This is a genomic window from Curtobacterium uvaldense (assembly GCF_028307415.1).
Taxonomy (GTDB): Bacteria; Actinomycetota; Actinomycetes; order Actinomycetales; family Microbacteriaceae; genus Curtobacterium.
The window spans coordinates 241249-262154 of record NZ_JAQMHU010000001.1 but is presented as its reverse complement, the minus strand read 5'-3'; the positions used below and the strand labels follow the sequence as shown (position 1 = coordinate 262154).

Sequence of the window (20906 nt, the reverse complement as noted above, 5' to 3'; positions counted from 1 at the left end):
CGGGTCACAGCGCCGCCACCACGCGGGCGAGGAGGTCCGCGATGACCGGCTCGGCCTCGCGCCCGGCCTCGAGCACCTCGGCGTGCGAGAGCGGGGTCTTCTGGATGCCCGCGGCGAGGTTCGTGATGAGCGAGAAGCCGAGGACCTCCATGCCCGCCTGACGGGCGGCGATCGCCTCGAGCGCGGTCGACATGCCGACGATGTGCCCGCCGATGGTCTTCGCCATCTGCACCTCGGCCGGGGTCTCGTAGTGCGGGCCGCGGAACTGCGTGTAGACGCCCTCGTCGAGGGTGGGGTCGATCGACTTCGCGACCTCGCGCAGCCGTGCCGAGTACAGGTCGGTCAGGTCGACGAACGTGGCGCCCTCGAGCGGGCTGTCCGCCGTCAGGTTGATGTGGTCGCTGATGAGGACCGGAGTGCCGGGCGTCCAGTGCTCCTTGATGCCACCGGCGCCGTTGGTCAGCACCATGACCGACGCCCCGGTCGCCGCGGCGGTGCGGACGCTGTGCACCACGCGACGGACGCCGTGGTTCTCGTAGTAGTGGGTCCGTGCACCGATGACGAGTGCGTGCCGGCCGTCCTGCAGGCGGATCGACCGGACCGTGCCGGAGTGTCCGGGCACCGCAGAGGCGCTGAAGCCGGGGACCTCGGCCGCGGGGATCTCGGACACCGTCTCGCCGATGATGTCGGCGGCCTTGCCCCAGCCGGAGCCCAGGGTCAGGGCGATGTCGTGCCGCTCGATGCCGGACCGGTCGGCGATGACGGCGGCGGCGTCGCGGGCGACCTCGAACGGGTCGGCGGCGGGGTCGTTCAGCGGGTTCTCCGTGCTCATGCCCCAACTCTAGAGGCAGCGTCGGGAGCTGCTCAGTGCTCCCCGAGCGCCCGGTCGACCGCGGCCGTGATCTCGCCCTGGTCGAAGTGGTTCCGGATCACGATGACCTCGGCGTAGGTCTCCCCGATCGCCTCGACGAACTCCTGGCTGGTCAGGATCACGTTGGCGTCCTCGGCCACGGCGCGCACCGAGGCGACGTCCGCCGCGACGACCGACGCCGACAGCCCGAGCGTGCCGAGGGCCTTCTCCGCGTTCACCTTGAGGATCCCGCTGGACCCGATCCCCGCACCGCAGATCGTCACGATCTTCACGCCGACACCCCCATGATCGTCCGGACCTCGTCCGCGGAGCCCGCCGCCGCGAGCCGCGCGGTCACCGTGGCGTCGTTGAACGTGTTCGCGATGTCGCCGATCGACTCGAGGTGCGTCCCGACCTCGGCGACCGCGAGCCCGAGGACGACCGACACCGGGTCGTTGTGCGGGTGCCCGAACGACACCGGTTCGCGCAGGGTCACGACGGCCAGCCCGTCCCGCAGCACCGCCGGTCCCGGCCGGGCGTGCGCGAACGCGAGTCCGGGCGAGATGACGATGTACGGGCCGTGCTCCTCGACCAGGTCGATCATCGCGTCGGTGTACGGCGGCGTCGCCGACCCCGAGGTGACGAGCGCGGCACCGGCGAGCCGGAGCGCGTCGCGCCACGAGGACGCGCTCGCTCCGAGCACGACGGCGTCGTCCGGCAGCGGCGGCAGGGACATCGCTAGGCCTCCTGGTGTCCGGCCGTGATGGTCGCGATGATCTCCTCGCGGTCCTCGAGCGGCAGGAACGAACCGAGCGCGGCGTTGATCTGGAACGCGGCGAGGTCGTCGAGGTCGTAGCCGAAGGTGCCGGCGAGCAGGGCGAGCTCGCGTGACAGCGACGTGCCGCTCATCAGGCGGTTGTCGGTGTTCACCGTCACGCGGAAGCCGAGCTGGTACAGCACGTCGAACGGGTGGTCGGCGAGGTCGTCGCCCCACGCGGCGATCGCACCGGTCTGCAGGTTCGACTGCGGCGCGACCTCGAGGGGGATCTCGCGGTCGCGGACCCACGACGCGATCTCGCCCAGCGACGCCAGCGTGGAGCCGTCACCGGCGTCCGACAGGGTGATGTCCTCGAAGATCCGGACGCCGTGGCCGAGGCGGAGCGCCCGACCGTCCACCAGCGCGGAGCGGATCGACGCCAGCCCGTCGGCCTCGCCGGCGTGGACCGTGACCGGGAACAGCTCGGATGCCAGGTACTCGAACGCCGCACGGTGGTTCGCGGGCGGGAAGCCTGCCTCGGCCCCCGCGATGTCGAAGCCGACCACGCCGCGGTCCCGGTGCCGGACGGCGAGCTCGGCGATCTCGAGCGACCGGTCCGCATGACGCATCGCGGTGACCAGCTGGCCGATCCGGATCGCGCCACCCGCGGCGTCGACCGCCTCCTCGATGCCGGCCTGCACCGCCTCGACCGTCTCGTCGAGCGTCAGCCCACCCCGCAGGTGCTGCTCCGGTGCCCACCTGATCTCGCCGTAGACCACCCCGTCGGCCACGAGGTCCTCGACGAACTCCTTCGCCACACGGTGCAGCTGCGGCGCGGTCTGCATCACCGACGTCGTGACGTCGAAGGTCTTCAGGTACTCGACGAGCGAGCCGCTGTTCGACTGCTCGGCGAACCACGCGCCGAGTGCCTCGGGGTCGGTCGTCGGCAGCTCGATGCCCGCCTCGTCCGCCAGGTCGACGATGGTCGCCGGGCGCAGACCCCCGTCGAGGTGGTCGTGCAGCGAGACCTTGGGCAGGTCGTCGATGACCGCTCCGGCGTCGGGCAGGCGGTAGGTCGGGGCGTCGGCGCTCATGCTCCCAGGCTAGCGGTGGTCGCCGACGCCGCGTCGGCACCTGTGCACGACAGACGGACGGACCGACTGGAGGCTCCCCACAGACGAGTGGGGAGCCTCCGGTCGGTGGGGCCGGGTGGCGGCCGCGGCGCTCAGCCGGTGATGCGCTCCCGCACGATGGGGCCGCGCTCGGGCGCGGACGACCCGATCGCCCACGCACCCTCGAGCGACTCCAGCGCGCGGTCGAAGCGCGCCGGCTCGTCGGTGTGGAGCGTCCAGAGCGGCTGGCCCGCGGTGACGGTGTCGCCGGGCTTGACGTGCAGCTCGATGCCGGCTCCCGCCTGCACCGGGTCCTGCGCGCGGGCCCGGCCGGCGCCGAGACGCCACGCGGCGATGCCGAACGGCAGGGCGTCCTGCTGGACGAGCACACCCGACTCCGTCGCCGTGACCACGTGCTGCTCGCGGGCGACCGGCAGGTCCGCAGCGGGGTCGCCGCCCTGAGCCTCGATCATCCGGCGCCACGTGTCCATCGCCCGACCGTCGGCCAGCGCTGCCGCCGGATCGGCGTCCGGCAGCCCGGCGAGCCGCAGCATCTCCGACGCGAGCTCGACCGTCAGCGAGACCACGTCGGACGGGCCGCCGCCGGCGAGGACCTCGACCGACTCCCGGACCTCGAGCGCGTTGCCGATCGTCAGGCCGAGCGGGACCTCCATGTCGGTGAGCAGCGCCGAGGTCGCCACGCCCGCGTCGTTGCCGAGGTCGACCATCGTCTGCGCGAGCTCCTTCGACGCCTCGTACGTCGGCATGAAGGCACCGGACCCGAACTTGACGTCGAGCACGAGCGCACCCGTGCCCTCGGCGATCTTCTTCGACATGATGCTCGACGCGATGAGCGGGATGCACTCGACGGTGCCGGTGATGTCACGGAGCGCGTAGAGCTTCTTGTCCGCCGGTGCCAGTCCCGAGCCGGCCGCGCAGATGACCGCCCCGACGTCGCGGAGCACCTCCATCATGCGGTCGTTCGAGATCGACGCCTGCCATCCGGCGATCGACTCGAGCTTGTCGAGCGTGCCGCCGGTGTGGCCGAGCCCGCGGCCGGAGAGCTGGGGCACCGCCACCCCGAACGACGCGACGAGCGGCGCGAGCGGCAGCGTGATCTTGTCCCCGACGCCTCCGGTGGAGTGCTTGTCCACCGTGGTCTTGCCGAGGGCGTCGAACGACATCCGCTCCCCCGACGCGATCATCGCGAGCGTCAGGTCCTTGATCTCCCGCCGTTCCATGCCGTTGAGGAAGATCGCCATCGCCAGGGCCGCCATCTGCGGGTCCTCGACGTACCCGCGCGTGTACGCGTCGACGAGCCAGTCGATCTCGGCGGTGGCCAGGGCCTCGCCGGAGCGCTTGGTGCGGATGAGGTCGACGGTGTCGAAGGGCTCGACTGCCATGTCAGTGCTCCTGCTGGTAGGTCGCGAGGGTGCGGGGCCCGAACGCGTCGGGGAGCACCTGGTCGATCGTGCGGATGCCCGAGACCGTCTCGAGGAGCATGCCCTCGGTCGAGTGCTCGAACAGCAGCTGCCGGCACCGGCCGCACGGCATGAGCGTCGCACCGTCGCCGTCCACGCAGGTGAACGCGACGAGCTTGCCGCCGCCGGTCATGTGCAGCTGCGAGACGAGCGAGCACTCGGCGCACAGGGTGACCCCGTACGACGCGTTCTCGATGTTGCAGCCGGAGACGATCCGTCCGTCGTCGGTGAGTGCAGCAGCGCCGACCGGGAACGACGAGTACGGCGCGTAGGCCCGCCGCATCGCGGCGGTCGCAGCGTCCCGCAGGGCGCTCCAGTCGACGTCGACGCTCGCGTCGATCACGGTGTCCGGGTCGGACGGGAGGCTCGTGGCCGGGTCCGTCCAGGACGGCTCGCCGGTCGCGGGGCCGGTGGTGACCTCCTGGTCACCGGAAGGGTTCGTGTCGGTCATGTGCCGCGCCTCCAGGCCGTCAGCTCTTGGTGTACGGCTTGCCGGCGGCCGCCGGTCCGCGCGACTGCCCGACCAGGCCGGCGACCGCGAAGATCGTGACCACGTAGGGCAGCATGAGCAGGAACTCGCTCGGCACCGGGGAGTCGATCGCGCCGAGGATGTTCTGCAGGTTCGACGCGAAGCCGAACAGCAGCGCTGCGAGCGTCGCCCGGATCGGGTCCCAGCGACCGAAGATGACGGCGGCCAGGGCGATGTAGCCCGCGCCCGCGGTCATGTCCTTCGTGAACGGGCCGACCGCGTCGAGCGTGAAGTACGCGCCGCCGAGACCGGCGATCGCGCCGGCGAGCGAGACGTTCCAGAAGCGCGTCCGCGCGACGTTGATGCCCACCGTGTCCGCGGCCTGCGGGTGCTCGCCGACCGCGCGGAGGCGCAGGCCCCAGCGGGTCTTGAACAGCGCGAAGGTGACGACCGCGACCGCGACGTAGGCGAGGTAGACGACGACCGTCTGCTCGAAGAACACCGGGCCGATGACCGGGATCTGGTGCAGGACCGGGATCTCGAGCTTCGGGAAGCGCACGCCGATGTTGAGCGTCTGCTCGTTCGGCGAGAGCACCTGCGAGTAGAGGAAGCCCGTCAGGCCCGAGATGAACGCGTTGATGACGACACCGACGATGACCTGGTCGACCAGGTACTTGATGCTGAACGCCGCCAGGAGGAACGAGACGAGCACGCCGGCGACGAGCGCACCGACGAGGCCGACCCACGCGGAACCGGTCAACGAGGCGATCATCGCCGAGGTGAACGCGCCGGCGAGGAACTGGCCCTCGATGGCGATGTTCACGACGCCGACACGCTCCGAGATGACGCCGCCGAGGGCACCGAACACGAGCGGGACGCTGAGTCCCAGGGCGCCCAGGAGCAGGCCCGGCACGGGGATGGTGTCCCCGGCGGCCGACCAGGCGAGGAAGCCGACGACGAAGACGACCGCGAAGACCGCGGTCAGCCAGAGCGGGATCCGGCGGTTCGCGCGGACCTCGACGACGGCGTACACGGTGGCGAGCGCCAGCAGGACGATGACGACGATGCCGGTGCCGGTCGCGGGGAGCGGCACGTTCGGCAGCGCGAAGAAGTCACCGCCGTTCGCGAGCCGGAACGTGGTGTCGCCGGCACGGTGGAGCACGCCGAAGAACAGCAGCGCGAGCAGGGTGAAGACGCCGAAGCCGATCGGGGCCTTCCAGCTCCGGGTCGTCTCGATCGGGCGGTCGGACAGCGCCGGTGCGGGCGCCGCGGTGGTGGTGGTGCTCATGCGGCGACCGCCTTCCGGGAGTTCTTCGCGGCACGACCGCGACGACGCGCACCCGGCTGCGGGATGCGGAAGATCGCGCGGACGAGCGGCGGTGCGGCGATGAACAGGACGATGAGCGCCTGGATCACGCCGACGATGTCGATCGGGATGTCGTTCGCGGCCTGCATGGCGTAGCCGCCGTTCTTGAGGACGCCGAACAGGATCGCGGCCCAGAACACGCCCCACGGCTTCGAACGGCCGAGGAGGGCGACCGTGATCGCGTCGAAGCCGATGCCGGCGTCGATGCCCGAGGTGAAGCCCGAGGTCACGGCGCCCTGCACCTGGTAGGCGCCGGCGATGCCGACGAGCGCACCGGAGATGACCATCACCCAGATGGTGAGCGCGGGGACGCTCATGCCGGCGACGCGGGCGGCGCGCGGGTTCTCACCGATCGTCCGGAAGCGGAAGCCGAGCGACGACTTGTTGACGAGCCACCACACCACGACCACGGCGATCAGCGCGACGACGAAGCCGAGGTCGATGCCGTACCGGGGACCGAACAGCGCCGGGAAGACCGCGCTCTCCTTCGTGGCGGGCGAGATCGGGTTCGAGCTGCCCGGCGCCTGCAGCAGCCCCGGCGTGCGGAGCAGGTAGCTGACGAGGTAGAGCGCGACGTAGTTGAGCATGATCGTCAGGACGACCTCGTTGGCACCGGTGCGGGCCTTGAGGACCCCGACCAGGCCGCCCCAGACCGCACCGCCCACGATGCCGGCGACGACGGTGAGCGGGATGTGGATCGCGGCGGGGCCGTCGAACGAGAAGCCGACCCAGCCGGCGGCTGCGGCACCGATGAGGATCTGACCCTGGCCGCCGATGTTGAAGAGGCCGGCCCGGAAGGACAGCGCGATGCCGAGGCCCGCGGCGATCAGCGGCACGGCGTAGTCGACCGAGCGTGTGATCGGCGCGATGGCCTGCGCGAAGGAGCTCGCGCCGAAGTTCACGACCGAGCCCTGGAAGAGCGACCGGTACGCGCCACCGACCGCGGTGCCGACGGCCTGGAAGGTGTCGGTGGGGCGGGCGAAGAAGTACCCGGCCGCCGCGCGGACGTTCTCGTCGGTGACGGCGATCAGGATGCCGCAGGCGACGAGGGCGAGGACGACGGCGAGGACGGTCACGAGCACGGAGCCGTTGACGATGCTCTGCAGCGCCGTGCTCCAGCGGTCACCGCCGGCAGCCCGACGCTCGGTGTCGTCCGCCGAGTCCGTCATGAGGTGCGGGGTGCCCTCGACGTCCTGCATGCGGTCGTCGGTGGGTGCCTCGGCCGGGGTCGCCGGCTGCGTGTTGTCTGGCGTGGGGGTGCTCACGCTGCCAGCTCCGTTCCTTCTGGGATCTCCCCGGCCATCATGAGGCCGAGGACGTCGCGCGGGGTGTCCGCGGGGACGATGCCGACGATGCCGCCGCGGTACATGACCGCGATCCGGTCGGCGAGCGCCACGACCTCGTCGAGCTCCGTGGAGACGACGATGACCGGGACGCCGGTGTCGCGGGTGGCGACGATGCGCTTGTGCACGAACTCGATCGAGCCGACGTCGATGCCGCGCGTGGGCTGCGCGGCCACGAACAGCCGCAGCTCGCGGCTCAGTTCGCGGGCGAGGACGATCTTCTGCTGGTTGCCGCCCGACAGCCGACCGGCCGCCGTGGTGCGGGACGGCGTGCGGATGTCGAACTCCGCGATCTTCTCGTCGGCGAACGCGTCGCGCTCGGCGGCGCGGATCGTGCCGGCCCGCACGAACTCGTCGTGGTCGGCGCGGTCGAGCATGAGGTTCTCGGCGATCGTGAACTCCCCGACCAGGCCGTCCTCCTTGCGGTCCTCGGGCACGAAGCCCACCCCCGCGTCGAGGACCTGCTTCACCGTGCGACCGGTGAGCTCCTTGCCGTCGAGCGTGATGCGACCCGCGTGCACGGGCTCGAGGCCGATGATCGCCTCGGTCAGCTCGGTCTGCCCGTTGCCCTGCACACCGGCGATGGCGAGGACCTCGCCGCGGCGGACGGTGAACGAGACGTCGTCGACGAGCACGACGCCCGACGGGTCGGTGACGGTCACGCCCTCGACCACGAGGGCGTCCTCGCCGCCGGACGCGGGCGTCTTGTCGACGACGAGCGAGACGGCCCGGCCGACCATGAGCGCAGCGAGCTCGTTGTTCGTCGCGGTCGGCGAGGCCTCGCCGACGACCTTGCCGAGGCGGATCACCGTGATCCGGTCGGCGACCTCGCGCACCTCGCGCAGCTTGTGCGTGATGAAGACGATCGCGGTGCCGGCCTCGCGGAGCTGGCGCATGATGCCCATCAGCTCGTCGGTCTCCTGCGGCGTCAGGACCGCCGTCGGCTCGTCGAAGACGAGGACCTTCGCGTCGCGGGACAGCGCCTTGATGATCTCGACGCGCTGCTGCACGCCGACGGGCAGGTCCTCGATGCGGGCGTCGGGGTCGACGTCGAAGCCGAAGCGGTCGCTGATCTCGCGGACGCGCTTGCGGGCCCCGGCGAGGTCGAGGCGACCACCGAAGGTCGTCTGCTCCTGACCGAGCATGACGTTCTCGGCGACGGTGAACACCGGCACGAGCATGAAGTGCTGGTGCACCATGCCGATGCCGGAGCGCATGGCGTCGCCGGGGCCGTCGAAGTCCTGGACGACGTCGTCCAGGAGGATCTCGCCCTCGTCCGCCTGGTACAGGCCGTAGAGCACGTTCATCAAGGTGGACTTGCCCGCACCGTTCTCGCCCAGGAGGCAGTGCACCTCACCGGGTTCGACCGTGAGGGAGATGTGGTCGTTCGCGACCAGGGGGCCGAACCGCTTGGTGATTCCGCGGAGCTCGAGCTTCATGTTGTCTACTGCGTTCCTGTTGGTCAGCGCGTCACCCGTCGGTGGACGCGCGGAAACGCGGGCGGAGGATCGATCCCCCGCCCGCGTTCACCCGACTACTTGTCCGACTGCGTCTCGACCGTGATCGAGCCGTCGATGATGCCCGACTTGATCTTGTCGAGCTCGTCCTGCAGACCCGAGTCCACCTTGGACTCGTAGTCGTGGAACGGCGCGATGCCGACGCCGTCGTTCTTCAGGGTGCCGACGTACGGCTCCTTCGAGAACTTGTCGTCCGCCGCCTGCTCGACGACGTCCTTGACCGCCGGGCGCATGCCCTTCATCACCGAGGTGAAGGCGATGTCCTTGTAGCGGGGGTCGGCTTCGTAGAGGTCGCTGTCCGCGCCGATCAGGACCGAACCGTTGTTCGCGTCCTTGATCGCCTCGGCTGCCGACTGGTAGATCGGGCCACCGACGGGCAGGATCACGTCGGCGTCCTGGTCGAGCAGGGTCTGCGCGACCGACTTGGCCTGCGTGCCCGCCTCGAAGCCACCGGTGAAGGAGCCCTTGCCGGTCTCGACGTTCCAGCCGACGACCTTGACGTCCTTCTTCTTCTGCTCGTTGTAGTACTTCACGCCGTCCGCGAAGCCGTCCATGAAGATGGTGACGGTCGGGATCTGCATGCCGCCGAAGGTGCCGACGACGCCGGTCTTCGAGTAGGACGCCGCCGCGTAGCCGGCCAGGAAGGCGGCCTGCGAGGTGTCGAACGTGATCGGCTTGACGTTCTTCGCGTCGATCGAGTTGTCGTCGATGATCGCGAACTCGGTGTCGGGGTTCGCAGCTGCCTGCTTCTTCGTGGCGTCTGCGAGGTTGAAGCCGACCGTGATGATCATGTTGCAGTTCTGGTTGACGAGCTGCTCGATGTTCGAGTCGTAGACCGTGGCGTCCTTGGACTCGGCCTTGTTGTAGTCGGCGCCGAGCTCCTTCGCCGCGTCGACCATGCCGTCGAAGCCGAGCTGGTTGAAGGACTTGTCGTCGAAGCCACCGGCGTCGGAGACCATGCAGGGGCGGAAGTCGGTCTTCTTCGCCGAGGTGGTGTCGGACGGGGCAGCCGAGCAGCCGGCCAGGACGGCCATGGTGCCGGCGAGCGCGAGGCCGCTGAGCAGGACCTTGCGGGTACGAGATGTCACGGGTTGGTTCCTCCGGGGGGCGGTGCCCGGACCACGTGCGTTCCGGGCGATCGTGGCGACAGTACACGACCGTCGGGCCGGTACAGAACGCCCCTGAGGGACTGCTGGGATCAGTTACCCGATCGCGACCCCGACGAAACGCGCTCGTAACGCCGACGTCCCCCGGGGACCCGGTCCGGGGGACGATCCGAGGATTTCGTGGTGGAGCGCTACAGCGAGCGACACCTGCCGTCGTTCGTGCACGGAAGCACCAGTCGACGGTCGCGCATCACTCGTCGGCCTGCTGCTCCGCGATGCGGTCGGCGTCGCCGGGGAAGCACAGGGACACTGCCTGGACCGTGGAGTTGCCGGGGGAGGCGTACGCACTGATCGAAGCGATCTGTTCACCGCCGCGCCCGAGCACCGCCGGTCCGTCGTCTGGATCACGGACGATGACCCGCAGCCCCTGCCCACGCCAGTGCTCCGCAATCCGGGCGCCGTCCTCGGACGGGTCACCCGCCAGCGTGCTCCCCGAGAGGTACCGCCACTGCGCACCCTGCTCGCCGTCGGACAGGACGCAGTCCTCGGGGTGGTCAGGTCCGGCTCGCGCCTTCCAGTGCCCGCCGAGGAGTCGGGTTGCATCGTCCACGGCGTCGATCATCTGCTGTTTCGCGGTCGCTGCGTCCGGGTAGGACTCCGTTCGTCGGTCCGTCGCTGTGTCGGTCGCGCTGGGGACACAGCCGCGCAGCAGACCCGCGAGCGCGAAGACGACGGCGGAGCTCGCGACGATCCGCTCGCTGCTCCGGCGAACGGAGACCGCCGTGAACGATGCTCCGTGCGTCACCCGTCGGCCTGCTGCTCCTCGACCCGTGGTCGTGGTCAGACGACGCGCGGGCCGTCCTGCGTGCATGCGCATCCTCCTTCGACGGAGCGGATCAGGACCCGCTGCTCTGCTCCTCTTCGATCTCGTCGGCACTCCCCGGGAAGCAGAGCGATTCGGCCTCCAGCGTGTACTTGCCCGGGAACGCGTACAGATCGATCAGCGGTCGAGGCTCCACCCCGTCCGACGACGACCGGGCCGTCAGGATCCGCGACTCGTCCGACGGTCATGCCCGCGGACTGCCAGGTCTTCGTGACCGACGCAGCATCGTCGTTCGGATTGCCCCCTCCGTCCGTCCTGGTGGTCAGGTAGACCCAGTTGGCTCCTTGTCCACCGTCGGGGAGCGTGCAGCTGTCGACGTAGTCCGGACCCTGCGTGGTGACCCATTCGCCCCCGAGCGCCGCAGCGGTCCTGTCGACGAGCTCGGTCATCTTCCGCTGAGCAGTCTCGGGGTCCACCTGGGCCGTCCTTCCATCGTCGGACAGCGTCTCGCCGACCGGAGGGTGTTGCGTGCAACCGCTGATGACGATCAGCAATGCGAGGGGTGTGAGGGCAACGCTCGTCAGGCGCCGCATGGTCAGCTCGGCAGACATTCGTCTCCTCTCGAGACGCTCCGGCGTCTCGTCCTCGGAGGCTCACTCGACCTCGTCGGCGTCGTCCTCGGCCATGCGGTCGGCGTCGCCGGGGAAGCACAGCGAGACGGCCTGGACGGTGTAGTTGCCGGAGACCGCGTAGAAGCTGACGGACGCGATGTCCCCGCCTCCCCCACCGAAGACCACCGGCCCGGTGCTCGTGTCCCGCGCGGTCACGCGCTTGCCCTGCGCACGCCAGTGGTCGGCCATCGCCGAGCCGTCTTCCTCCGGCCGCCCCTCGATCGCGCTCCCCGTCAGGTACCGCCAGTGTGCTCCGCGCTCCCCGTCCGGCAACGAGCACCGCTCCGCTGCGTCCGGTCCGGTCCGCGCCGTCCACAGTCCGTCGAGGAGCTCGGTGGCGTCGTCCACAGCGGCGATCATCTGTTGCTTCGCGGTCACTGCGTCCACGATCGGATCCGTTGCGCTGGCCGTCCTCGTCTCGACCGCTCGGGACGCACACCCGGTGCTCAGTCCCGCGAGCGCGAGGACGACGATGAGGCTTGCGAGGTCGCGCGCGCTGATCCGGCACGGCCAGGACACCACGAACCCGGGATCGCGGGTCATTCGTCGGCCTGCTGCTCCTCGATCTCGTCTGCGCCGCCAGCGAAGCACATCGAGAGCGCTTGGATGCTGTAGTTGCCGGGGAAAGCGAAGAAACGGATCATCTCGACGCGATCGCCGCCGCGAGCGACCACCGCCGGCCCCTTGGAGTCAGCGAGTCGGTCCACGGTCAGACCGGCGGACCTCCAGACATCGGAGGCAGCAGCAGCGTCCGCCTCGACGTCGGCGAACTCTGCTCGAGCAACTCGGTACACCCACCGAGCTCCTTCTTCGTCGCTCGACAGCTGGCAGCTCTCGACGTAATCGGGAGACGTCCGCGTCTCCCATTCGCCGCCGAGCGCGGCCGTTGTCTGATCGACGATGTCGATCATGTTTCGCTTCGCAGTGTCTGCGTCCACGGAGGACGTCCTCTCAGTCGGTCGGGTTGCATCATGCTGCTGCCCGGCACATCCGGCGGTCACGACGACGACTGCCAGTAGCGCCGCCGTCGCCGCGAGTGCGCGACGAGCACGGTGTCGTGCGTTCATGTGCCTCCTCCTTCGTCGGACCGGGTCATCGATCTCGCGCCCCGGTCAGCAACTCGTCCTGACCTGTGGTGGCGAGTGCCACGTTGTGCAGTGACTCGGTACCACGGTCCAGGTAACCTCGGTGGTCCTTGAACACCGGGGCGTGATGCAGGACCGACGCAAGGGTCTGCCCCTCGCTCCCAGTCCCGCCGTCGGCGCCGAACACGGTCGCTCCGAAACCCTGCGCGGTCGGGTCGACGCGATGGGCGAGGCTCTTCTCCCGGCCGAACGTCGCCCATTCGTCACCCTGTCCGGACTCGCCGGTGGGGCCGTCCTTCGCCTGAGCCGCGAAGACCTGGTCTGCGTGCAGCTGCTGCGCATCGTCGAGACCATCGGGCAGCCCGGCAGAACCCAGTGCGACGAACCGATCAACGTGAACACCCCGCTCGGCCAGAGCCACAGCGCCCGCGGTCGTGCCGTAGGAGTGCGCCACGACGTTCGTCTGCACGTCATCAGTTCCGCGGAAGGCTGAGAACCCGCGGATCGAATCTGCGAGACGCTTGCCGCCGTCCTTCGCCTTGGCCATGAGGAGCACATCCTGTGGTCCCGGGGTGGTGTAGCCGACCCAAGCGACGACTGCTCGATCCGAAGGGTCTGCGACGTCTGTGGTGTCCGCAACGTCCGTTTGCTCATCGGCGATGTTCTGAGCGGCCCTCGCCCACGTCGTCATGTCCGCTGTCGTGGTGTCCATACCAGGGACAGCCCAGGTCGCTGACTTCGCACGGTCCAGATCGCCGATCGAGACGGCAGCGAGCGGCGGTCGATCATCCGTGAGAGCGATGAGGAAGCGCTTGCCGTCGGAACCCTTCTTCGTCAAGGCAGCATTGACGTTCCGGAGGGCCTTGCGGTCCGCGTACCGCGCCGTCAGTTCCCGCGCCAACACCCGTGAGCCGTCACCCGCCGATGCGACCGTCCGCTCCAGCTGCTCGATCTGGCGCTCCACGTCGACCAGTCGCTGGTTCAGCACGAGGGCGTTCGCCGTACTCCGCGCCCAGTACGGGACACCCTCGAGGTTCCCGAGTCGCGCGAGCACGTCCGTCGGGAAACCGTCGAACACGCTGGCGTCGGCCGTCGTCAGCCCGAGCGCAGCCCAGCGCTCCGCGACCTCCGTCGGCGTCAGGTGCTCCGCGAACAGCCGTTGGAGGGCAGGCGCCGCCTGTCCGGTCGCCGCGATGTCGAGAGCCGCGTTCGACAGCGACCCACTGCCGCCGGCGGCCTCGAAGGCGTCGGCGATCCTGCCGATCCAGCTCCGATCCTCGTCGTTCTCGCGCACGTAGCGCGCGAAACCCGCCGGCATGCTCGCGCGGTCGACCGTGACCCAGGCCCAGGAGGACCGGAAGGAGGACCACGCCGATCGCACGCGCTCGGACTCGGCCGACGCGGTCGTGTCCGGTCCCGAGGTCGTCGTCACGAAGGCCCGGAGCGCGCTCGGATCGGCAGAACTCCTGCCACGGCTCGCTCCGTCGCCGTAGCGCGCACGCTCCCGACCGCGGAACTCGGCGTCGACCTCCGGCCTCGGCTCGGGTTCGGTCGCCGGCTCGGGATCGGTGAAGCGCTCCAGTGCGTCGACGACCGATCGTCCTGCGGACCGGCGAAGGCCTCGGCCACGGACGCCGCCCGTTTCCGGTCGGCGTCACGCGCCTTCCAGTCGGCGTGGTCACGCTGGCGCTCCCGTTCGCGCTCCGCAGCAGCGACCGCGGCGTCGATCTGGTCGGCGAGGTCGACCAGCACGCCCGCCAGTCGTGCCCGGTCCTCGGCCTCGACCACGGCCGCCTCACGGAACCGGTCGGCGTACGAGCCAGCAGCGTCGTCGAGCGCGGATGCGACGGCGCCCGACCGCGGACCGGCCTGCCCTCGCAACGTGTCAGCGGCTCGTCGCGCGACACGTGCGAGCGCACTCGCGTCCGAAGTCTCGAACTGGATGTCCCCCATCAGCACTCCCCCGAGTCAGCCCGGCCCCCGCGACCGGAACATCACCGTACACCAGGTCGGCGGACCGTCAGAGCACGTCCCCCCGACCGCTCAGCTTCAGTGCGTCCACCACACCCTTGACCCGCTGCGCGTTCGCGCTCGTGGTGACGAGCAGCGCGTCCGGGGTGTCGACGACGACGATGTCCTCGACCCCGATGAGCGAGATGAGTCGCTGGCTGTGCGCCACGACGATGCCGCTCGACGAGTCGGCGAGGATCCGCGCGCCGTCCCCGAGCACGGCGAGGTTGTTCGCCCGCCCGCCGGACTGCAGCTTCGCGAGCGAGGCGAAGTCGCCGACGTCGTCCCAGTCGAAGTCGCCGGGCACGACGGCCATGCGCCCCGCGGCGGCGGCGGGCTCGGCCACGGTGTAGTCGATCGCGATCTTCTCGAGCCCCGGCCAGATCGCGTCGACGACCGCGCCGCGCGAGGAGGTGTCCCACGCCGCGGCGAGCTCCTCGATGCCGGCGAGCAGCTCGGGCTTCGTGCGGCCGATCTCGGCGAGCAGCACGTCGGCCCGCGCGATGAACATGCCGGCGTTCCAGAGGTACGAGCCGTCCTCCAGGTAGCCGCGGGCGGTGTCGAGGTCGGGCTTCTCGACGAACGACTTCACCGCGTGCACCGTCGACGCACCCTCGACCGGGAGCGCAGCGCCGTCGGCGTGGATGTAGCCGAAGCCGATCGCCGGCTCGGTCGGGGTGATGCCGATGGTCGTCACGTACCCGGCGCGTGCGGCGGCGACGGCCTCGCGCACCGAGCGGCGGAAGCCCCGGGCGTCACCGATGACGTGGTCCGCCGCGAACGAGCCGATGACCACGTCCGGCTCACGGCGGCGCAGGATGGCGGCGGCGAGCCCGATGGCCGCGGTCGAGTCCTTCGGCTCGCTCTCGAGCACGACGTTGTGGTCGGCCACGCCGGGCAGCTGTGCCTCGACGGCTGCTCGGTGCGCCCGCCCGGTCACGACCATGATCCGCTGCTCGCCGGCGAGCGGTGCGAGCCGGTCCCAGGTCTGTCGCAGGAGCGACGCGCCGGAGCCGGTCAGGTCGTGCAGGAACTTGGGCGCGTCGGCGCGCGAGAGCGGCCAGAGGCGGGAACCGATGCCGCCGGCCGGGATGATCGCGTAGAAGTCCTCGAGTGCGTCTGCCACCCGCTCACCGTACCGGTGTCGCCGGACGTGACCTGGACGCCACCCGGACGACCGCCGCACCGCTCCTGCGGGTGCCCGCAGCGGCCGCTCGCACCGGGACGGGCCGCAGCCGACGGGACGGCCGTGCCCCGCGCCTCCCGACCGGCTCGCAGCGCAGCGCGAGTTCACCGGCTGCGCGCCGCCCGTTCACCCGCGCCGCCCCGGCCGGTCACGGCGCGCGCGGACCATGGACAGCACCATGAGCGCACGCAGCGTGGAGCGCGGCACGTCCCAGCGGACCGTCGCCGTCGTGACCGAGAGCTTCCTGCCCACCCTGAACGGCGTGACCACCAGCGTCCTGGCGGTCCTCGACCACCTGGAGCGCCGTGGCCACCGCGCGGTCGTCATCGCCCCCGACGCCCCCGGTCTCGCTCGGTTCCGCTCGGGCACCCGGGTCGAGCGCTACCGGTCCTTCGACGTGCACCGGGTGCCCGCCGTGGCCTACCGGCAGTTCCCGGTCGCGCTCCCCCACCCCGTGCTCGACACGATCCTCGCCGCCTCCGGCGCCGACGTGCTGCACGCTGCGAGTCCGTTCCTGCTGGGCGGTCGCGCGATCACGGCGGCCGGGAGGCTCGGCATCCCCTCCGTCGCCGTCTTCCAGACCGACGTGGCCGGGTTCGCCCGCCGCAACGGGCTGACCGCGACCGTCCCGTTGGTCAGGAGGATCCTGGGCCGCATCCACGCGGGGGCGTCGCTGACGCTCGCCCCGTCCAGTGCGACCGCGGCGATGCTCGCCGAGGACGGCGTGCCCCGCGTCGCCCGGTGGGGTCGCGGTGTCGACACCGCGCTCTTCCACCCGGACCGACGCCGTTCGGCGGCGGTCCGCGCAGCCCGACGTCGGATCGCTCCCGACGGCGAGACGATCGTCGGCTACGTCGGTCGGCTCGCACCCGAGAAGGAGGTCGAGCGGCTCGCCGAGCTCGGCGGTGTGCCGGGGGTCCGGATCGTGGTCGCCGGCGGCGGGCCGTCGCGTGCGTCCCTCGAGCGTCGGCTGCGACACCTCGACGTCACGTTCACGGGACCCCTGCGCGGCGACGCCCTGGCCGACGCCTACGCGATGCTCGACGTCTTCGTGCACACGGGTCCGGCCGAGACCTTCGGGCAGACCCTGCAGGAGGCCCACGCGAGTGGCCTGCCGGTCGTCGCGCCGGCATCGGGCGGCCCGATCGACCTCGTCGCGCCCGGCCTCGACGGCGAGCTGTACGACCCCGACGTGCCCCAGGCACTCCGTCACGCCGTGCTCGGGCTCGTGACGGACCCGGCGGCGGCCGCACGGATGGGCTCGGCCGGGCGTCTCCGGGTCGAGGGCACCACGTGGGAGGCCGTCGGCGACCAGCTCCTCGCACACCACGACTCCGCCCGCACGATCGGGGCTCCGCCGACCCTGTCCCGGACCCTCCGTGTCGGGTGGGACGAGAGTGTCAGCGCACGCGCATAGGATGGGTCGTGTTCCACACGAACACGAACGGCAAGGGCTCGCCGATCGGACGAGCCCGTCCTATGGGAGGACTCGCTCATGGCCGAGCAGACCGCAGGCGGGACGACGATCGTCGAACCGAGAGTGACGATCGAGGCGCCCCGTGCGTCCCGGAAGCTCGAAGGAACGCTGTACCGCGGGTCCACGGGGATGTGGTCCTGGGTGCTGCACCGCATCACCGGTGTCGCGATCTACTTCTTCCTGCTCGTGCACATCCTCGACACCGCGCTGGTGCGCCTGTCCCCCGAGGCGTACAACGCCGTGATCGGCACCTACAAGACGCCGATCATGAACATCGGTGAGATCGCGCTCGTGATGGCGATCGTCTTCCACGCGCTGAACGGGCTGCGGATCATCCTGGTCGACTTCTGGTCGAAGGGGCCGAAGTACCAGCGCGCCATGTTCTGGATCGTCCTGGTCGTGTGGGCCGTCCTGATCGCGGGCTTCCTGCCCCGTCAGCTCATGAACCTCGTCGCGGACTTCCAGTAGGCGAAGGGACCCACGGACATGACCACGCAGATCGTCGAGCCGCCTCGTTCGGCCGCAGCAGCCCGCCGCACCACCAACTGGGAGAAGTGGGGGTGGATCTACATGCGCGCCTCGGGCGTCCTGCTCGTCGTGCTGATCTTCGGCCACCTCTTCGTCAACATGGTCGCCGGCGAAGGCGTCAAGCAGATCGACTTCGCCTTCGTCGCCGGCAAGTGGGCGAACCCCTTCTGGCAGGTCTGGGACTCCCTGATGCTCGTCCTCGCCCTCGTGCACGGCTCGAACGGCATGCGGACGATCATCAACGACTACGTCGCGAAGCCCGGCATCCGGAAGACCCTGCTGCTCGCGGTGCTCATCGCGTGCGTCGCGCTGGTCGTGCTCGGCCTGCTCGTCTGCTGGACGTTCGACCCGTGCCCGGCCGGCGCCGCCGCTGCCGACCTGCCGTCGTTCTGCCCCGCGCAGTAGCAGCACGGCTCGGCCACGAGCACCGCGCCGTAGACCCACGCGCACGCCGCGACCACCCCGCCGGCGCGCTGACCCACCCCGAAAGGCCCCAGTGAGCGAGACCACCGTCCACCACCACCAGCACGACATCGTCATCATCGGCGCGGGCGGTGCCGGCATGCGTGCCGCCATCGAAGCCGGCCCGAAGGCGAAGACGGCCGTCATCTCGAAGCTCTACCCGACGCGCTCGCACACCGGTGCGGCCCAGGGCGGCATGGCTGCGGCCCTGGCCAACGTCGAGGAGGACTCGTGGGAGTGGCACACCTTCGACACGATCAAGGGCGGTGACTACCTGGTCGACCAGGACGCCGCCGAGATCCTGGCGAAGGAGGCGATCGACGCCGTCATCGACCTCGAGAACATGGGCCTGCCGTTCAACCGCACGCCCGAGGGCAAGATCGACCAGCGGCGCTTCGGCGGGCACACGCGTGACCACGGCAAGGCCCCCGTCCGCCGGGCCTGCTACGCGGCCGACCGCACGGGCCACATGATCCTGCAGACGCTGTTCCAGAACTGCGTGAAGCTCGGCGTCGAGTTCCACAACGAGTTCTACGCGCTGGACCTCGTCATGGTCGACGTCGTCGGCGACGACGGGGTCACCCGTCAGCAGCCCGCTGGCGTCGTCGCGTTCGAGCTCGCGACCGGTGAACTGCACGTCTTCCACGCCAAGGCCGTGATCTTCGCGACCGGCGGCTTCGGCAAGATGTACAAGACGACCTCGAACGCCCACACCCTGACCGGTGACGGCGTCGGCATCGTCTGGCGCCAGGGTCTGCCGCTCGAGGACATGGAGTTCTTCCAGTTCCACCCGACCGGCCTCGCCGGCCTCGGCATCCTGCTCACCGAGGGTGCCCGCGGCGAGGGCGCGATCCTCCGCAACGCCTCGGGCGAGCGCTTCATGGAGCGGTACGCCCCGACCATCAAGGACCTCGCGCCCCGCGACATCGTCGCCCGGTGCATGGTGCAGGAGGTCGCCGAGGGGCGCGGTGCCGGTCCGAACAAGGACTACGTCCTCCTCGACTGCACCCACCTCGGTGCCGAGGTGCTCGAGACGAAGCTGCCGGACATCACCGAGTTCGCCCGCACCTACCTCGGTGTCGACCCGGTCGTCGAGCCGGTACCGGTCATGCCGACCGCGCACTACGCGATGGGCGGCATCCCGACGAACACCAACGCCGAGGTGCTCTACGACAACACCACGGTCGTGCCCGGCCTGTACGCCGCCGGCGAGTGCGCCTGCGTGTCCGTGCACGGCTCGAACCGCCTCGGCACCAACTCGCTGCTCGACATCAACGTCTTCGGCAAGCGCTCGGGCAACAACGCGGCCGAGTGGGTGCAGACCGCCGAGTTCCTCCCCCTGCCCGAGGACCCGGCCGCCGGCGTCCGCGGGATGCTCGACCAGCTCCGCGCCTCGACCGGGACCGAGCGCATCGCCGTCCTCCGCAAGGAGCTGCAGGACGAGATGGACAAGAACGCGCAGGTGTTCCGCACCGACGAGTCGCTCGGCAAGATGACCGAGACGATCCACCAGCTCCGCGAGCGGTACCTGAACATCGCCGTGCAGGACAAGGGCAAGCGCTTCAACACCGACCTGCTCGAAGCCGTCGAACTCGGGTTCCTGCTCGACCTGGCCGAGGTGGTCGTGTTCTCCGCGCGGAACCGCAAGGAGAGCCGCGGCGGCCACATGCGCGACGACTACCCGAAGCGCGACGACGAGAACTACATGCAGCACACCATGGCGTACCTGACGGGCGACCCGCACTCGTCACTCGCCGACGACCACATCACACTCGACTGGAAGCCCGTCGTCGTGACGCGGTACGAGCCGATGGAGAGGAAGTACTGATGACCGACACCCTGGTCTCCGACAGCCCGCGCACCGACACCGTGCAGAGCGCTCCTCCCGGATCGTTCCCCGTCACGATCATCGTCCGCCGGTTCGACCCGGACGTCGACGACGAGCCGCGCTGGCAGGACTTCGACGTGATGATGCTGCCGACGGACCGCATCCTCGACGCCCTGCACCAGATCAAGTGGGAGCAGGACGGCTCGCTCACGTTCCGTCGGTCCTGCGCGCACGGCGTGTGCGGCTCGGACGCGATGCGCATCAACGGGCGCAACCGGCTCGCGTGCAAGACCCTGATCAAGGACCTCGACGTGTCGAAGCCGATCTACGTCGAGGCGATCAAGGGCCTGCCCCTCGAGAAGGACCTGGTCGTGGACATGGAGCCGTTCTTCCAGTCCTACCGCGAGGTCCAGCCGTTCCTGCAGGCCTCGAGCAAGCCGGAGAAGGGCAAGGAGCGCGTGCAGTCCGTCGCCGACCGCGCCCGGTTCGACGACACCACGAAGTGCATCCTCTGCGCCGCGTGCACCTCGTCGTGCCCCGTGTTCTGGACCGACGGGCAGTACTTCGGCCCGGCGGCGATCGTCAACGCACACCGCTTCATCTTCGACTCGCGCGACGACTCGGCGAACGTGCGCCTCGACATCCTCAACGACAAGGAGGGCGTGTGGCGGTGCCGCACCACCTTCAACTGCACCGACGCCTGCCCGCGCGGCATCCAGGTGACCAAGGCGATCTCCGAGGTCAAGCAGGCGATCATGCGCGGCGGCGTGTGAGACGTCGACCCACCGGGGGCACGGCGGTGTCTCGGCGAACGGCATGGAACCGGCCGGTAGGC

The 20906-nt window shown here is 70.3% G+C and carries 21 protein-coding genes; 5 read left to right on the top strand and 16 right to left on the bottom strand.

The window, feature by feature from the left end; genetic code table 11:
• Window positions 1-4 precede the first annotated feature (4 nt).
• The 16 genes from PIJ49_RS01305 to PIJ49_RS01230 all read right to left on the bottom strand — a co-directional run bounded on the left by PIJ49_RS01305 (window position 5) and on the right by PIJ49_RS01230 (window position 15716).
• Window positions 5-832, bottom strand: coding sequence for a purine-nucleoside phosphorylase (locus PIJ49_RS01305; RefSeq protein WP_066655080.1), 828 nt, complete (start codon window positions 830-832; stop codon window positions 5-7).
• A 32-nt stretch (window positions 833-864) separates the two neighbouring features.
• Window positions 865-1143 carry a PTS sugar transporter subunit IIB gene (locus PIJ49_RS01300; protein WP_209685140.1) on the bottom strand — a complete coding sequence of 93 codons (279 nt, stop codon included), beginning with the start codon at window positions 1141-1143 and terminating at the stop codon, window positions 865-867.
• Window positions 1140-1586, bottom strand: a complete 447-nt coding sequence (locus tag PIJ49_RS01295) for a PTS sugar transporter subunit IIA (RefSeq protein WP_066655083.1) — start codon at window positions 1584-1586, stop codon at window positions 1140-1142. The genes PIJ49_RS01300 and PIJ49_RS01295 overlap by 4 nt, the downstream gene beginning before the upstream one ends.
• A 2-nt stretch (window positions 1587-1588) precedes the next feature.
• Window positions 1589-2701, bottom strand: coding sequence for an adenosine deaminase (locus tag PIJ49_RS01290; protein WP_066655085.1), 1113 nt, complete (start codon window positions 2699-2701; stop codon window positions 1589-1591).
• 131 nt (window positions 2702-2832) lie between these two features.
• Window positions 2833-4122 (bottom strand): thymidine phosphorylase, encoded by a 1290-nt coding sequence (locus PIJ49_RS01285; RefSeq protein WP_209685137.1) that lies wholly within the window; start codon window positions 4120-4122, stop codon window positions 2833-2835.
• A gap of 1 nt (window position 4123) precedes the next feature.
• A complete protein-coding gene (locus PIJ49_RS01280; RefSeq protein WP_510167326.1) occupies window positions 4124-4540 on the bottom strand; it encodes a cytidine deaminase in 417 nt (138 codons plus the stop codon).
• A gap of 130 nt (window positions 4541-4670) precedes the next feature.
• Window positions 4671-5957 (bottom strand): ABC transporter permease, encoded by a 1287-nt coding sequence (locus tag PIJ49_RS01275; RefSeq protein ID WP_066655089.1) that lies wholly within the window; start codon window positions 5955-5957, stop codon window positions 4671-4673.
• Complete coding sequence (locus PIJ49_RS01270) at window positions 5954-7300, bottom strand: ABC transporter permease (protein ID WP_271825313.1); 1347 nt, start codon at window positions 7298-7300, stop codon at window positions 5954-5956. The genes PIJ49_RS01275 and PIJ49_RS01270 overlap by 4 nt, the downstream gene beginning before the upstream one ends.
• Complete coding sequence (locus tag PIJ49_RS01265) at window positions 7297-8817, bottom strand: ABC transporter ATP-binding protein (protein ID WP_066655091.1); 1521 nt, start codon at window positions 8815-8817, stop codon at window positions 7297-7299. Before PIJ49_RS01265 ends, PIJ49_RS01270 begins: the two co-directional genes overlap by 4 nt.
• A gap of 95 nt (window positions 8818-8912) precedes the next feature.
• Window positions 8913-9983: a BMP family lipoprotein gene (locus PIJ49_RS01260; protein ID WP_066655092.1), complete on the bottom strand. Its 1071-nt coding sequence runs from the start codon at window positions 9981-9983 to the stop codon at window positions 8913-8915.
• A gap of 268 nt (window positions 9984-10251) precedes the next feature.
• Window positions 10252-10872 carry a hypothetical protein gene (locus PIJ49_RS01255; RefSeq protein WP_271825310.1) on the bottom strand — a complete coding sequence of 207 codons (621 nt, stop codon included), beginning with the start codon at window positions 10870-10872 and terminating at the stop codon, window positions 10252-10254.
• Window positions 10873-11477: 605 nt separating this feature from the next.
• Complete coding sequence (locus PIJ49_RS01250) at window positions 11478-11873, bottom strand: hypothetical protein (protein ID WP_271825309.1); 396 nt, start codon at window positions 11871-11873, stop codon at window positions 11478-11480.
• A 161-nt stretch (window positions 11874-12034) separates the two neighbouring features.
• Entirely contained in the window at window positions 12035-12406 is a 372-nt protein-coding gene (locus tag PIJ49_RS01245) for a hypothetical protein (protein ID WP_271825308.1), read from the bottom strand.
• Window positions 12407-12587: 181 nt separating this feature from the next.
• A complete protein-coding gene (locus PIJ49_RS01240) occupies window positions 12588-13874 on the bottom strand; it encodes an alpha/beta hydrolase (RefSeq protein WP_271825306.1) in 1287 nt (428 codons plus the stop codon).
• Window positions 13875-14008: 134 nt separating this feature from the next.
• Window positions 14009-14533, bottom strand: coding sequence for a hypothetical protein (locus tag PIJ49_RS01235; protein ID WP_271825304.1), 525 nt, complete (start codon window positions 14531-14533; stop codon window positions 14009-14011).
• A gap of 67 nt (window positions 14534-14600) precedes the next feature.
• On the bottom strand, window positions 14601-15716 hold the full coding sequence (locus PIJ49_RS01230) for a mannose-1-phosphate guanylyltransferase (protein ID WP_066655104.1): 1116 nt from the start codon (window positions 15714-15716) through the stop codon (window positions 14601-14603).
• A 238-nt stretch (window positions 15717-15954) separates the two neighbouring features.
• Between PIJ49_RS01230 and PIJ49_RS01225 the strand changes: the two genes are divergently transcribed.
• The 5 genes from PIJ49_RS01225 (at window position 15955) to PIJ49_RS01205 (ending at window position 20844) form a co-directional block, all read left to right on the top strand.
• Window positions 15955-17193, top strand: coding sequence for a glycosyltransferase family 4 protein (locus tag PIJ49_RS01225; protein WP_271825303.1), 1239 nt, complete (start codon window positions 15955-15957; stop codon window positions 17191-17193).
• 78 nt (window positions 17194-17271) lie between these two features.
• Entirely contained in the window at window positions 17272-17721 is a 450-nt protein-coding gene (sdhC, locus tag PIJ49_RS01220; protein ID WP_209685124.1) for a succinate dehydrogenase, cytochrome b556 subunit, read from the top strand.
• 18 nt (window positions 17722-17739) lie between these two features.
• The gene (sdhD, locus tag PIJ49_RS01215; RefSeq protein WP_066655106.1) at window positions 17740-18186 is read left to right on the top strand and encodes a succinate dehydrogenase, hydrophobic membrane anchor protein; all 447 of its coding nucleotides are present in this window, start codon (window positions 17740-17742) and stop codon (window positions 18184-18186) included.
• A 91-nt stretch (window positions 18187-18277) separates the two neighbouring features.
• Window positions 18278-20071 carry a succinate dehydrogenase flavoprotein subunit gene (gene sdhA / locus PIJ49_RS01210; RefSeq protein ID WP_066655109.1) on the top strand — a complete coding sequence of 598 codons (1794 nt, stop codon included), beginning with the start codon at window positions 18278-18280 and terminating at the stop codon, window positions 20069-20071.
• Complete coding sequence (locus PIJ49_RS01205; protein WP_066655113.1) at window positions 20071-20844, top strand: succinate dehydrogenase iron-sulfur subunit; 774 nt, start codon at window positions 20071-20073, stop codon at window positions 20842-20844. The genes sdhA and PIJ49_RS01205 overlap by 1 nt, the downstream gene beginning before the upstream one ends.
• Window positions 20845-20906 lie beyond the last annotated feature (62 nt).